Here is a 12,136-nt window from a genome sequence, read left to right as displayed (position 1 = left end):
GCACCGGCACGGGCCGGCTCGGGAACCTAGACGGCGACCGGGGCCGCCTCGACCGCGTCGATCTCGATGTCCGCGCCGAACAGCCCGCGCAGGATGTCACCGACCGCGTCCCGCAGCGCCGCGCAGGCCACCGGGTCGATCAGGCTGGCCAGCGAGGCGATGCCGAGGTCGAACCGACTGGCGAACTCCACCCGGACCACGTCGCCCTCCTCGACCACCAGCCAGGAGCCGGTGAAGACCGAGAAGTCGCCCTTGGTCTGCGCGAAGTCGATCCGCCGGGCCACTGCGTCGATGTCGTCGCGCTCGGTCCAGACCAGGATGCCCTTACGGAAGTTGACCTCCCACGCCGACTCGACCTGGGTCGGGGAGAGTTTGGTGACCGCGACCGTCCGTACGGCATCGGTGAATTCCGGGTACGCGCCGAAGTCGGCGAGCCGGTCGAACGTCCGTTGGGCGTCGGCGCCGGGTAGCAGCGCGTGCACGACGACCGAGCACTCCATCGTGGCTCCTCAGTCGGGTAGATGATCACTTTTGCAGGCCGCGGATCAGTTCGCGGATCGAGCGTCGCCAGGCGTCCTCGACCTCGGCGGGCGTCAGGGCGGCCGGACCGCCGGGCAGCGCGCCGAAGGACGTCGGCAACAGTTCCGGGATGATGACCAGGCCGCAGACCGCCACCACCGAGTCCAACCGGGCCAGGTCCTCCGCCGGCAGCACGTCCGCGAACGCGGGCCGGACCAGCCGGTCCACGATCGACGGATCGGCGACCCGGGACGCCGGGACGTCCAACCCGCACTCCCGGCCGGTCTCGGTGACCAGTTCGAGGTAGCGCTCGACCGGCACCCCGGCCGGACCGGCGGTCAACCAGAACTCTCCGGCGCGCAGGTCGGCGTCGAGCACCGCGCGGATGCCCTTGGCGACCAGGTCCTGCGGGACCAGGTCGAAGAAGGTGCCCGGGTGTGCCGGGATGAACGGCAGCCGGCCCGTCAGCAGGTATTCGGCCAGTGTGTGCACCGCCTGGTTCTGCCGGATCACCCCGGTCGTCGAGTCGCCGATGACGATCGCCGGCCGGACGATGACGTGGTCGAGGCCGCTGTCGCGGACCATCACCTCGCCGAGGTATTTCGAGGCCACGTACTCGTCGGTCCGCGCCGACCCCTTTTCGGTGCCCCGGCGCTCGCCGCCGCCGGCCTTGCCGTGCCGCGCCACGTAGGCCGTACTCACCTGCATCAGCAGGGCGTCCGCCTCGGCGGCGAACTCGATCACCCGGCCGAGGCCCTCGATGTTGAGCCGGTCGACCTCCGCCTGGTCGGCGGAGAAGTTGACGATCGCCGCCGAGTTGATCACGACGTCGACCTCGGCGCAGAGTTCCCGGTAGGCGCGCCGGTCCAGCCCGAGCGACGGGGCGTGCAGGTCGAGCCGGACCGCCCGGTCCGAGCCGGTCGGCAGCCGCCGGAACACCCCGGCGATCACGTCGTAGTCGGCCAGCTCGGGCAACACCGCGGTGCCGACGACGCCGCTGGCGCCGGTGACCAGCACCGTACGGCCGCTCATCCGGCTACGCCCGGGGCCGGAAAGCGCTTGGCGAGCGCGGCGCAGGCGCGGTCGAAGGAGGCGGTCAGGCGTTCCTCGTCGGCCGCGGTCATCGTGGCCGGCGGGGTCAGCCGCAGCACCGGATGGGCGTTCATCGAGTGGTTGACCACCACGTCGTTGTCGAGCAGGTCCATCAGGAACTCGGCGGCGTGCTGCCCGTCGCGGAACTCCACGCCGATCAGCAGCCCGGCGCCGCGCACCTCGGCGACCAGGTGCCCGATCCTGCGTACCGAATCGGTCAGCGCCGCGAGCAGCCGGCCGCCCAGCCCCGCGGCCCGGTCGACCAGCCCCTCGTCGCGGATCACTTCGACGGTCGCCCGGACCGCCGCCATCGCCAGCGGGTTGGCGGAGAACGTCGACGTGTGCAGGTAGGGATCCTTGTCGAACGGGGCGAACACCTCGGCGGTCGCCAGCGTCGCCGCGACCGGCACCAGCCCGCCGCTGAGCGCCTTGCCGACCAGGAGCAGATCCGGCCGTACGCCGTCGCGGTCTGCGCCCCACCAGGTGCCGAGCCGGCCCAGCCCGGTCATCACCTCGTCGAGGACCAGCAGGGCGCCGCGTTCGCGGCAGAGCGCGGCGACCGCACCGAGGTAGCCCGGCTCGGGAATGATCACCCCGCCCTCGCTCTGCACCGGCTCCACGACCACGCAGGTCTCACCGTCGACGACGTCGGCCAGGCCGGCCAGGTCGCCGAACCGGACATGTCCGACCTGCGGCAGCAGCGGCCGGAACGGATCCTGGTAGAGCGCGCGGGCGGTCAGCGACAGCGCCCCGGTCGTCTTGCCGTGGTAGCCACTGTGCATGGAGACCAGCCGGCGCCGCCCGTTCGCCCGGGCGATCTTGATGGCGGTCTCCACCGCCTCGGCACCCGAGTTGGAAAAGTGCACCTTGGACAGCCCGGGCGGCGCCACCGAGGTCAGTGCCGCGGCCGCCCGGGCCGCCGGCTCGTTGAGCAGCACCCGGGTGGACAGTGCCTGCCGCTCCAGTTGGTCACGCACGGCGGCCAGCACCCGCGGGTGGCCGGCGCCGACGAAGAAGACGCCGTAGCCGCCGCAGTTCAGCAGGTCACGGCCGTCCTCAGTGTGCACGACGGAGCCGGTGGCACCGACCTCCAGCGGCGTGTTGAGCATCGCGGCCACGCGGCCCTGCCCGTCGCTGAGGTGCCGGCGGTAGAGATCGAGGACATCGGTGGACACGGCGGAAGTCTGCCCGAACGATCTTCAGCCGGCAAGGTCACGGCCCGAAAGAAGCTTGGCGCACGGCCGCCCCGGACCGACGATTGCCGCCCGGCCACCGGCGATCTATGGTTTCCGGCGTGGATGCGTACAGCGAGATCACGTACGGGGTCGCGGACCGGATTGCGACGATTTCGCTGAATCGGCCCGATACCCGCAACGGCTACACCGTACGGATGGCCGACGAACTGGCACACGCCTTCGACCGGGCGGACCACGACGACGACGTACGCGTGGTCGTCTTCACCGGCGCCGGCGAACACTTCTGCGCCGGCCTCGACCTGTCCATATCGGAGTTCGACACGCCCGCCGACGGTGATGCCGGGGAGTGGGACGAGCCCGCCGGCCGCTGCTCGATGCGCATCTACACGATGAACAAGCCGGTCATCGCCGCCATCCGGGGTGCGGCCGTCGGCGCCGGCGCGACCATCGTCCTGCCCGCCGACTACCGGCTCGCCGCCACCGACGCCCGGTTCGGGTACGTCTTCAGCCGGCGCGGCATCTACGCCGAGGGCGCCTCCGCCTGGTTCCTGCCCCGGCTGGTCGGGATGGGCCGCGCCCTGGACTGGATGATCAGCGGGCGGGCCTTCGACGCCGCCGAGGCGCTCGACGCCGGCCTCGTCCACAGTGTCCACGAGCCGGAGCAGCTTCTGGACAAGGCATACCAGCTCGCCCGCACCATCATCGCCACCACCGCACCCGTCTCCGTCGCCGTCATCCGGCAGCTGCTCTACCGGATGAGCGCCCTGGACTCGCCGTACCCGGTGCAGCGCCTGGACTCCCGGCTCGCCGCCGACAGCCTGGACAGCGCCGACGCCCGCGAGGGCTTCGACTCCTTCCGGCAACGCCGGGAGCCCGCGTTCCCGGGCCGGGTCAGCACCGACCTGCCCGGCTACCTACCCTGGGAAAACGGGTCGAGGGCTCGCCGTGACAGCGAATGACGCCTACGGTGGCGGGATGATCGAGGAACTCGCGGAGCGGATCACCGTCGCGGCGCCGACCGAGACCGTCTATGCCGCCGTCGCCGACCTGCGGCGGATGACCCGGTGGAGCCCGGAGTGCTTCGCGATCTGGGTGACCGCCCGCAACGGCGGCCGCCCCAGCCGCTTCGTCGGCTGGAACCGGCGCGGCCCGTTCCTCTGGTTCACCACCGGACGGGTCGTCGTCGCGGAGCCCGGCCGCGAGTTCGCCTTCGACGTCACCGCCTTCGGCCAGCCGGTCGCCCGCTGGGGCTACCGGTTCACCCCGGCTGACGGAGGCACCGAGGTGACCGAGTACTGGCACGACCGGCGCAACCGGGCGGCCATGGTGCTCGGCCGGATCTTCACCGGCAAGGTGGCCAAGGTCCGGCCGGCGGCCAACCGTGAAGGGATGCGGCAGACGCTCACCCGACTCAAGGACGACGTCGAGGGCCACTGACCGACGTCCCGTTCCGCCCCCGGCACAGGCGCGTGGTCCGCCGACGCCCCGCAGCTCACGGCACCACAGCGACGCTGCCGCCAGGGAACTGAGCCCTTGACCAGAGGTATAGTCGACCTACAGCCATCCTAGCGGGCACCTGCCCACTCACGGCTGGAGGGCCGACCAGAGGAAGGCCGAGCAGAGGAAGGAGGTTGCCGGATGCCGACGGGGATAGCTATCCGGGACGCGCGCAACCAACTGTTCGACGCCGCCGAGCGGGTCCTGCTGCGGGATGGAGCAAATGCGCTGACCAGCCGGGCGGTCACCACCGAGGCAGGGGTCGCCAAGGGCGTACTGCATCGACACTTCACCGATTTCGACGCCTTCCTCGCCCAACTCGTCGAGGACCGCATCACCCGCCTGGACGGACAGGGCGCAGCGCTGCGCGGCCGGGCGGGCATCGGCACCGTCACCGAGAACCTGACCGGCGCCCTGATCGACCTCTTCGGGTCGGTCGCCGTGGCGATCATCAGTCTGGTCATCTCCCGCGATGAGCTGCGGGCCCGGCTGCGCAAGAACCGGCCGACCGGTATCCCCCTCCTGACCGAAGCCACGGCCATGATCGCCTCCTACCTCACCGCCGAACGGGAGCTGGGCCGCATAGCGGCCGACGCCGACGTCAACACCCTCGCGCCCACGCTGATCGGGGCGGGACATCTGCTCTTCGCCGGCCGTGAGGGCAACCCACCGGAGCACGCGGCCGTTCACAAGGTGGTGACCACGGTCATCGCCGGCGTCGTGCAGTAACCGTTCTCCGGACAGCGTCGTGGCTCCTCACGGCGTCGCGGAGAGCACACGGCGGAGGCCGTCGGCGAAAGCCTCCGGCTCGCTCTGGAAGCCGGTGTGGTCGCCAGGGAAGTCGACGAGGGGCACGGCGAGTTCGGCGGCAAGCGCCACCGCGGCCCGGTGGGCCAGCTGACCTCTCGACGTCGTGCCGGCGGCCACCACGATGCGGGTGGATGCGCTCCGCAGTGCCGCCAGGTCGGGCCGGTAGCAGGCGGTCGGGCGGAGAAGATGCCGGAAGAACCGGTCGAGGACCGCCCGCACGTCGACAGGTTCGGTGAACTCCGCGGTGCTCTGCAGATGGCGCGGCGGCTGCGAGAACCGGTCGATGCCGGTCATGACCGTGTACCTCTTCAGCGCCGCCTCCCGGCCGTCATTGACGTAGACCTCGCAGACCTCGCCGGTCGCCGCCCGTAGCTGCTCCCTGTCCGCCAGCAGTTCGGCCAAGGGCGGCTCGTGCGCGACGAACGTACGCACCTGGTCGGGGTGCCGGGCGACCAGTGCGAGACCGGTCACCGCGCCGCCGCTGCTGCCGAACAGATGCGCCGGGCCGGCGTCGAGGTTCGCCACCAGCCGGTGGAGATCATCGGCCAGCAACTCCGGTGTCGTCTCCTGGGCCGGGTCCTCGACCGTACTGCGGAACATGCCGCGCGGGTCGTAGGTGACAACCGTGTAGTCGTCGGCGAGCAGCGGCGCCATCGCCGCGAAGCCCTTGGTGCCCATGGGCACGCCGTTCAGCACAAGCAGCGGTCCGGTGCCCCGGACGTCGTAGTGCAGGCGCGCGCCGGGCACTTCCAGGAAATGCGACGTCACGCCGGCGGTTGCCATGTCGAACCCCTTGCCTGCGGTCACCTGGCCTCCCGCCTTACGCCCAGCGCACATAGAGCGGGATCCGCCGCGCCCCGAAGATCCCCCGGGCGTCGTGGAATTCGACTCCGGGGCCGACCGAGAACTCGCGCCAGCGGCTCAGCATCCTCTCCAGAGCGATCCGGGCTTCCAGGCGGGCCAGGGGAGCACCGACGCAGAAGTGAATACCGTGACCGAAACTGAGGTGTGCGTTGGGCTCGCGCCGCACGTCGAACCGATCGGGCTCGGGGAACTGCCGTTCATCCCGGTTCGCCGAGGCCAGCCAGGAAAGGACCATCTGCCCCTCCGGCACGGTGTGATCGCCCAACCGGACCGGCCGGGTGGTCCGGCGCATCGCCGGCGCCAGCGGCGTGCGGTACCGCAACACCTCTTCGATCGCCGTGGGTAGCGCGCCGGGATCGGCGCGCAGCGCCGCGGCGGCGTCCGGCTGCTCGTGCAGGCACAGGATCGCATTGCCCAGCAGCACCGTGGTGGTGATGTGGCCCGCGAGCAGCAGCAGGCCCACGAACCCGACGATCTCCTCGTCGTCCAGACGTTGACCGTCCACCTCGGCGGCGATGAGCTTGCTGGTCAGGTCGTCCTGCGGCCGGCGGCGACGCCGCCGGATGTGGTCCAGGCAGTACGCGTTCATGTCCCGCATGACCACCGCCATGGACTCCAGGCGTCGCGCGTTCGGGATGAAGCTCGTCTGGCTTTCCGGTCCGACCAGCCCGTCAGCCCAACGCCCGAACAGCGGACGGTCCTCGACCGGTATGCCCAGCAACTCCGCTATCACGGTCACCGGCAGCGGGTACGCCAGTTCGGAGATCATCTCGACCCGCGGCTCGCGGCTCATCGCCTCCAGCAGATCGTCCGTGACAGCGGCGACGCGGGGCGCCAACCGGGCGACCGTACGCGGGGTGAATGCCTTACTGACCAGGGTGCGCAGCTTGCGGTGCTGGGGTGGATCCTTCCGCAGGACATTTCCCTTGATGAATCGGTCGACGTCCTCCTGGGCCGGCATCAGCGGGCTGAAGTCGGAGGAGAAACTGGTCGCGTCGTCCAGTACCCGCGCCGCGTCGGTGTAGCCGAACACATGCCAGACGCCGGCCTCCTCGTCGTGGCTGACAGGTTCGTGCGTTCGCATCCGCCGGAACCAGGCGAGTATCGCCTCGGTGTCGGGAGACTGGTCGGCGAGTCCGACGCCTCGCTCGGTGGCGGTCATCGCGGTGATACACCTCTCGGTAGCATTCGTCAGCCCGTCCATACGGAGAACTGCCGCATCCCGTACAGCAGCGGCACATCCGACGAGATCTCCACGGCGGTCACCTCGCCGATCACGACCATGTGATCGCCGATGGGGAAAAGGCCGGCGACGGTGCACTCGGCGACGGCGAGCGCGTCCGCCACCAGCCAGGGAAGGCCCTCTGCCGCAGTCGGTTGCCATCGGACGTGGGCGAAGCGATCGTCGACCGGGGACGCGAAGACCTCCGCGGTACGTCGTGCCCGCGCATGCAGCAGGTTCACCGCGAAACAACCGCGTGCCCTGATCGCCTCCAGGGTGCTGCTGCGTGTCGTGAGACAGACCAGCAGTGTCGGCGGCGCTAGCGTGACGCTGCTCAGCGAGGAGCAGGTGGCCCCGCGCGGCGACGTGTCCGCTCCGATGCTGGTCACCACCGCGACGCCGGTCGGAAACGAACTCATCAACAGCCGATAGTCGTCCGCGGCCACGTGTCGGCGCACCCGGCGTCGCGGACCGGGAGCGGCGAGGATCTCGTCACTGGACTCCACGTCAGCGGCCATGTCAGGGCACCACGCCGTGCGGCCCGGCCCCTACCGCCAGGCGGGCAAGGGTCCGCAACGAACTGTCGGCGCCGGGCGGATCGTCGGCGTCCCACGTCACATGGAATTCCCGTTCCACCCGGTCCAGCAGGGTCACCAGGGTGAGGGAGTCGACTCCCAGGTCCAGCAGGGACACCCCACTTGCGGCCTCCAGATCCGGAGGGCACTCATCCCACACATCCCTCAACATCGACTGCAAACGCGTGACGGCTTTCTCCAGCTCGTCGCTCTGGGCGCTCATCGTGACGTCATCCTTCACTGCGGGGCTCGGGCTCGGAGAGCTGCTCGGCGTAGCCGGCGGCCTGCGCGCGAAGCTCCCGTCGGGTGACCTTTCCGGCGGCGTTTCGCGGGAGCGCCGCGACGATCTCGTACTCGACCGGGCGCTTGTACGAGGCGAGACGCTCGCGGCTCAACTCTCGTAGCGAGGCGACCAACCCGTCGGCGGCGCCGGATGCGACGACATAGGCGATCGGAACCTCGCCCCACTGCTCGCTCGGTGCCCCGACCACACAGACCTCGCGTACCGCGGGATGGCCGAGGAGCGCCTGTTCGACCTCCGCGGGAAAGATCTTCTGGCCACCACGGATGATCACGTCCTTCACCCGGCCGCTGAGGTGGACGTACCCGCCCTCGTCGACCGTTCCGAGGTCGCCGGTACGCACCCAGCCGTCGCGCATCGCCTCGTCGGTGGCGGCGGGATCATCCCAGTACCGACGCATGACACCGGGGCCGTACACCCACAACTCTCCGATGCGACCGGAGGGTGCCCCGTGGTTCGTGTCGGTTCGGGGCCTGATGACGGTGCCCAGGATCGCCCGGCCCACGGACGCCGCTGCGCCCCGGGCCTCTCCCGGGCGGTAGTCGTGTTCCGACGGTGCGAGGGTCGCCACCGGTCCACCGCCCTCGGTGATGCCGTAGACCTGGCGGAAGTCGCAGCCGAGCGCGGCCCGGGCTTCGAGGAGCAGCGGGCGCGGCATCGGGGCCGCCGCGTAGATGACTTCGCGAAGAGAGGTCAGCGTCGCCTGCCTGAGCCCAGTGGACTGCAGGATGAACCGGAGCATGTCCGGCACCAGGAACAGATGCGTCACCGCGGCCCGGCCGATCACGGCGAGGCATTCGGGCGGGGTGAACATCCGCATGAGCACGACCGTGGCGCCGGCCGCCATGTAGACCAGCGGAAGCACCATCGCCCCGTGCGACAGCGGGCCGCAGTGCAGGAAGACGACGTCGTCGTCGGGCCGGACGTCGGCCAGGTAGGCCTGGGTCACCGAGCGGAGCGAGCCGTGATCGACGCATACCCCCTTGGGCCGGCCGGTGGTCGCCGAGGTGTGCAGGATGAACATGAGCTCGTCCTCGGTGACCCGGTGCGTCGACGACTCGGTATCACCGGTGACGGCCCCGTCGTATTCGGCGCTCCCGAACGTCAGGCTGAAACAGTCGGAAGTGCCGGGTACGCGCCGTACGAGATCCGCCTCGCCGACGATCGCGGCGGCGCCGCATTCCTTCACCATGGCCGCCACCTCGTCCGGGACCGCTCCGTAGTGGACGGGAACCGCGATTGCTCCTATTTTCCCGAGCGCGAAATAGGTTTCGAGTACTTCCAGACGATTGTGGGAGATCACCACCACGCGATGACCGGGCTCCACACCCATCGCCAGAAATGCGGCCGCCAAGCCGTCGGTGCGCCGATCCAGCGCGGCGTAGGTGACGTGCCGGTGGCCGTCGATCACCGCGATACGGTCACCGTGCCACTGCCGGCCCCTTTCCAGAAGGTGCGCCATCCAGGACATCGGGTCTCCCAATCTTCGGCCACCCGGTTCGGGCGTGAGACTTGCACGCCGAGGTCGGCGTGGATACGCCACGAGGCGCATAGCCGCGAATACGGAAGTCACATTGCCGCACGGCTCCGGTCGCAACAATCCCTGATTTGACGGGGGTACATTCCGGAAGAGGGGTGTGCTACGCTCCCGCGCTGAATATCACGGGCGGCGATGCCGCCCGGAATCAATTGACCGGCGGACCCGCGTAAATTAGCGTGGGCACGTGCCCACTTCATCGGAACGCGGAACCGCTCCACAACCCGACCTTCGTCAGCTCCGCACCGTCGCGGAGTCGTTCGGCACGGATCCCGAACGCTACGACCGCGCCCGTCCCCACTACCCCAGGGCCATGGTGGAGCGAATCGTCGCCGCCAGCCCCGGACCCCGGATGATCGACGTCGGCTGCGGCACCGGCATAGTCGCCCGGCAGTTCCGCGCGGCCGGGTGCGCGATGCTCGGTGTCGAACCGGACGTGCGGATGGCCGAGTTCGCGCGCCGGGACGGGCTCGACGTCGAGGTGGCCACCTTCGAGGCGTGGGATCCCGCGGGCCGACAGGTCGACACCATCGTCTCCGGGCAGACCTGGCACTGGGTGGATCCGGTCGCCGGCGCCGCCAAGGCGGCACAGGCGCTGAAACCGGGCGGACGGCTGGCCGTCTTCTGGAACGTGGAACAACCGCCCCGCGAGCTGACGGAAGCCTTCGCCGCGGTATACCGCCGGGTGATGCCGGACTCGCTCGCCGCCGGCCTGTGGAAGCCGGAAAGCTCGGCGGCGTACGCGATGCTGTGCGCCCGGGCCGCCGACGGAATCCGGCAGGCCGGCGCCTTCGGTGAGCCGGAACAGTGGCAGGTCGGCTGGGAACGGAGGTACACCCGCGCGGAGTGGTTGGACCAGCTGCCGACCCAGGGCGACCACAGCCAGTTTCCACCGGCCAGGCTGCAAGAGGTAGTCGCCGGCGTGGGGGCGGCCATCGAGGCGCGGGGCGGCGGCTTCACGATGCGGTACAACACGATGGTCGTCGCGGCGACCCGCACGGGCACGCCCTGACCTCGGCATCTCCGGCCCACACCGATGGAAAGGCCCGCGATGACCCGCGCACGACCACCCTACGACCCGGAACTCCAGAAGATCCTCGATACCGTGCTCGCCGATCCACCCCCGCCCCTCGATGCCGAGACCCTGCCAGGCGTACGCGCCCGTGCCGCGGCCATGTACACGCCGATCGGTGTCGTCATCGAGGGCACCGGGCTGGAACACGTCGAGATGACGGCACCCGGCACCGCGGGCGCACCCGACGTCACGCTCTCGGTCGTCCGCCGGCCCGGCCGTGGCGAGCCGGCGCCCTGCATCTACCACGTCCACGGCGGCGGGATGGTGGCCGGGAACCGGCATCTGGGCGCACGGGCCTTTCCGCGCTGGGTGGAGCGTTTCGGCGTCACGGTCGTGTCCGTGGAGCACCGGCTCGCGCCCGAACATCCGCACCCGGCGCCCGTCGAGGACTGCTACACGGGCCTGTGCTGGATCGTCGACCATGCCGCGGAGATCGGCATCGACGCGTCGCGCATCATCATCGCGGGAGGCAGCTCCGGCGGCGGACTCGCGGCCGGGACCGCCCTGATGGCTCGTGACCGGGGCGGCCCCGGTCTGATCGGCCAGCTGCTGATGTGCCCCATGCTCGACGACCGCGACGCCACCACCTCCACCCGTCAGTACGACGGCGCGGGTCTCTGGAGCCGGGCAGACAACCTGTTCGGCTGGACCGCGCTGCTCGGCACGGCCCGGGGTGGCGCGGACGTCCCGCCGTATGCCGCGCCCGCCCGCGCCGCCGATCTCGGCGGGCTGCCGCCGGCGTACCTCGATGCCGGTTCCGCCGAGGTCTTCCGCGATGAGGTGGTGGACTACGCGAGCCGGATCTGGGCCGCCGGTGGTCAGGCCGAACTGCACATCTGGGCCGGCGGCTTCCACGGTTTCGCCATGATGGCCGGGCACACCGAGGTGGCCCGCCTGGCGCAGGCCGCGGTGGACAGTTGGCTCACCCGCCTGCTGGGTGCCGGAGAGTACGGCTACTGACTGCCGGACAGTGCGCAGCGAGCACATGCCACCGAACCCGCTGGCATGTGCTCGCTTTCGCGTCCGCGGCGTCTACCGCTCCGGCGCGGTCGCGACGATGATGCCGTAGCCGAAGCCGGCCGACTTCAGGAGCGGGAGGACGCTCTCGTACTGCGCCACGACCCGCTCGCCGAACTTCCGCACCAGCTCGGCCCGGTCGTCGGCCAGCTTCTGCTCCATGCAGGCGAGCGTACGCAACACCGTGTGCTCGGTGACGTCCGTCAGCTCGACGGGGATCAGACCGGCCTGTTCCAACAGGGACTCGTAGTCCGCCAACCGGATCGGCTTGGCCATCAACGGCGAGAACCCGTGATCGGACGCGTGTTCATCGAGGTCGCTCACGGCCCGCTGAAGGGTGGCCGGCGCCGGCGCGCGATCCAGAATATCCGTGATCGCCACCCGCCCACCCGGCCTCAACACCCGCCTCACCTGCCGCAACGCCCCCAACC

At 70.4% G+C, this 12,136-nt stretch carries 13 protein-coding genes and 1 pseudogene; 5 read left to right on the top strand and 9 right to left on the bottom strand.

Translation table 11 applies throughout. The features are described from left to right. Positions 1-26 precede the first annotated feature (26 nt). The 3 genes from AB0M79_RS24000 to AB0M79_RS23990 are packed head-to-tail and all read right to left on the bottom strand — an operon-like array spanning position 27 to position 2,786. Positions 27-500 carry an SRPBCC family protein gene (locus AB0M79_RS24000; protein ID WP_364217540.1) on the bottom strand — a complete coding sequence of 158 codons (474 nt, stop codon included), beginning with the start codon at positions 498-500 and terminating at the stop codon, positions 27-29. Positions 501-525: 25 nt separating this feature from the next. Next, entirely contained in the window at positions 526-1,551 is a 1,026-nt protein-coding gene (locus AB0M79_RS23995; RefSeq protein WP_364217538.1) for an SDR family oxidoreductase, read from the bottom strand. Further along, entirely contained in the window at positions 1,548-2,786 is a 1,239-nt protein-coding gene (locus tag AB0M79_RS23990) for an aminotransferase class III-fold pyridoxal phosphate-dependent enzyme (protein ID WP_364217536.1), read from the bottom strand. The genes AB0M79_RS23995 and AB0M79_RS23990 overlap by 4 nt, the downstream gene beginning before the upstream one ends. Positions 2,787-2,905: 119 nt before the next feature. Here AB0M79_RS23990 and AB0M79_RS23985 point away from each other — a divergent pair, with 119 nt between their 5' ends. From AB0M79_RS23985 to AB0M79_RS23975, 3 genes are all read left to right on the top strand, one after another. After that, entirely contained in the window at positions 2,906-3,766 is an 861-nt protein-coding gene (locus tag AB0M79_RS23985) for an enoyl-CoA hydratase-related protein (protein ID WP_364217534.1), read from the top strand. A gap of 16 nt (positions 3,767-3,782) precedes the next feature. Then, positions 3,783-4,244 (top strand): SRPBCC family protein, encoded by a 462-nt coding sequence (locus AB0M79_RS23980; protein WP_364217532.1) that lies wholly within the window; start codon positions 3,783-3,785, stop codon positions 4,242-4,244. A gap of 201 nt (positions 4,245-4,445) precedes the next feature. Continuing rightward, the gene (locus tag AB0M79_RS23975) at positions 4,446-5,033 is read left to right on the top strand and encodes a TetR family transcriptional regulator (protein ID WP_364217530.1); all 588 of its coding nucleotides are present in this window, start codon (positions 4,446-4,448) and stop codon (positions 5,031-5,033) included. A 27-nt stretch (positions 5,034-5,060) separates the two neighbouring features. Here AB0M79_RS23975 and AB0M79_RS23970 read toward each other — a convergent pair whose 3' ends face one another. From AB0M79_RS23970 to AB0M79_RS23950, 5 genes are read right to left on the bottom strand one after another with little or no spacing between them, the layout of a single operon-like run. Beyond that, positions 5,061-5,921 carry an alpha/beta hydrolase gene (locus AB0M79_RS23970; RefSeq protein WP_364217528.1) on the bottom strand — a complete coding sequence of 287 codons (861 nt, stop codon included), beginning with the start codon at positions 5,919-5,921 and terminating at the stop codon, positions 5,061-5,063. 13 nt (positions 5,922-5,934) lie between these two features. After that, on the bottom strand, positions 5,935-7,140 hold the full coding sequence (locus tag AB0M79_RS23965; protein WP_364217526.1) for a cytochrome P450: 1,206 nt from the start codon (positions 7,138-7,140) through the stop codon (positions 5,935-5,937). Between the two features lie 29 nt (positions 7,141-7,169). Continuing rightward, on the bottom strand, positions 7,170-7,718 hold the full coding sequence (locus AB0M79_RS23960; RefSeq protein ID WP_364217524.1) for a flavin reductase family protein: 549 nt from the start codon (positions 7,716-7,718) through the stop codon (positions 7,170-7,172). Position 7,719: 1 nt separating this feature from the next. Next, positions 7,720-7,998, bottom strand: a complete 279-nt coding sequence (locus AB0M79_RS23955; RefSeq protein ID WP_364217522.1) for an acyl carrier protein — start codon at positions 7,996-7,998, stop codon at positions 7,720-7,722. A gap of 7 nt (positions 7,999-8,005) precedes the next feature. Further along, positions 8,006-9,628, bottom strand: a complete 1,623-nt coding sequence (locus tag AB0M79_RS23950) for an AMP-binding protein (protein WP_364217520.1) — start codon at positions 9,626-9,628, stop codon at positions 8,006-8,008. 172 nt (positions 9,629-9,800) lie between these two features. Between AB0M79_RS23950 and AB0M79_RS23945 the strand changes: the two genes are divergently transcribed. Together AB0M79_RS23945 and AB0M79_RS23940 are read left to right on the top strand one after the other, a co-directional pair. Then, positions 9,801-10,625, top strand: coding sequence for a class I SAM-dependent methyltransferase (locus AB0M79_RS23945; protein ID WP_364217518.1), 825 nt, complete (start codon positions 9,801-9,803; stop codon positions 10,623-10,625). A 39-nt stretch (positions 10,626-10,664) separates the two neighbouring features. Beyond that, positions 10,665-11,648 carry an alpha/beta hydrolase gene (locus AB0M79_RS23940; protein WP_364217516.1) on the top strand — a complete coding sequence of 328 codons (984 nt, stop codon included), beginning with the start codon at positions 10,665-10,667 and terminating at the stop codon, positions 11,646-11,648. Positions 11,649-11,720: 72 nt separating this feature from the next. Here the strand turns inward: AB0M79_RS23940 and AB0M79_RS23935 are convergent. After that, positions 11,721-12,136: pseudogene (locus tag AB0M79_RS23935) on the bottom strand (hypothetical protein); the annotation flags it as partial.

The sequence above is a fragment of the Polymorphospora sp. NPDC051019 genome, assembly GCF_040683055.1.
In the GTDB taxonomy this organism is placed as follows: domain Bacteria; phylum Actinomycetota; class Actinomycetes; order Mycobacteriales; family Micromonosporaceae; genus Polymorphospora; species Polymorphospora lycopeni.
This window is presented reverse-complemented; position numbering and strand designations above follow the sequence as displayed.

Coding starts and splice junctions, on each gene's coding strand:
- AB0M79_RS24000 (WP_364217540.1), bottom strand. CDS start 500: ATGGAGTGCTCGGTCGTCGTGCACGCGCTGCTACCCGGCGCCGACGCC.
- AB0M79_RS23995 (WP_364217538.1), bottom strand. CDS start 1,551: ATGAGCGGCCGTACGGTGCTGGTCACCGGCGCCAGCGGCGTCGTCGGC.
- AB0M79_RS23980 (WP_364217532.1), top strand. CDS start 3,783: ATGATCGAGGAACTCGCGGAGCGGATCACCGTCGCGGCGCCGACCGAG.
- AB0M79_RS23975 (WP_364217530.1), top strand. CDS start 4,446: ATGCCGACGGGGATAGCTATCCGGGACGCGCGCAACCAACTGTTCGAC.
- AB0M79_RS23965 (WP_364217526.1), bottom strand. CDS start 7,140: ATGACCGCCACCGAGCGAGGCGTCGGACTCGCCGACCAGTCTCCCGAC.
- AB0M79_RS23960 (WP_364217524.1), bottom strand. CDS start 7,718: ATGGCCGCTGACGTGGAGTCCAGTGACGAGATCCTCGCCGCTCCCGGT.
- AB0M79_RS23955 (WP_364217522.1), bottom strand. CDS start 7,998: ATGAGCGCCCAGAGCGACGAGCTGGAGAAAGCCGTCACGCGTTTGCAG.
- AB0M79_RS23950 (WP_364217520.1), bottom strand. CDS start 9,628: ATGCGCCTCGTGGCGTATCCACGCCGACCTCGGCGTGCAAGTCTCACG.
- AB0M79_RS23940 (WP_364217516.1), top strand. CDS start 10,665: ATGACCCGCGCACGACCACCCTACGACCCGGAACTCCAGAAGATCCTC.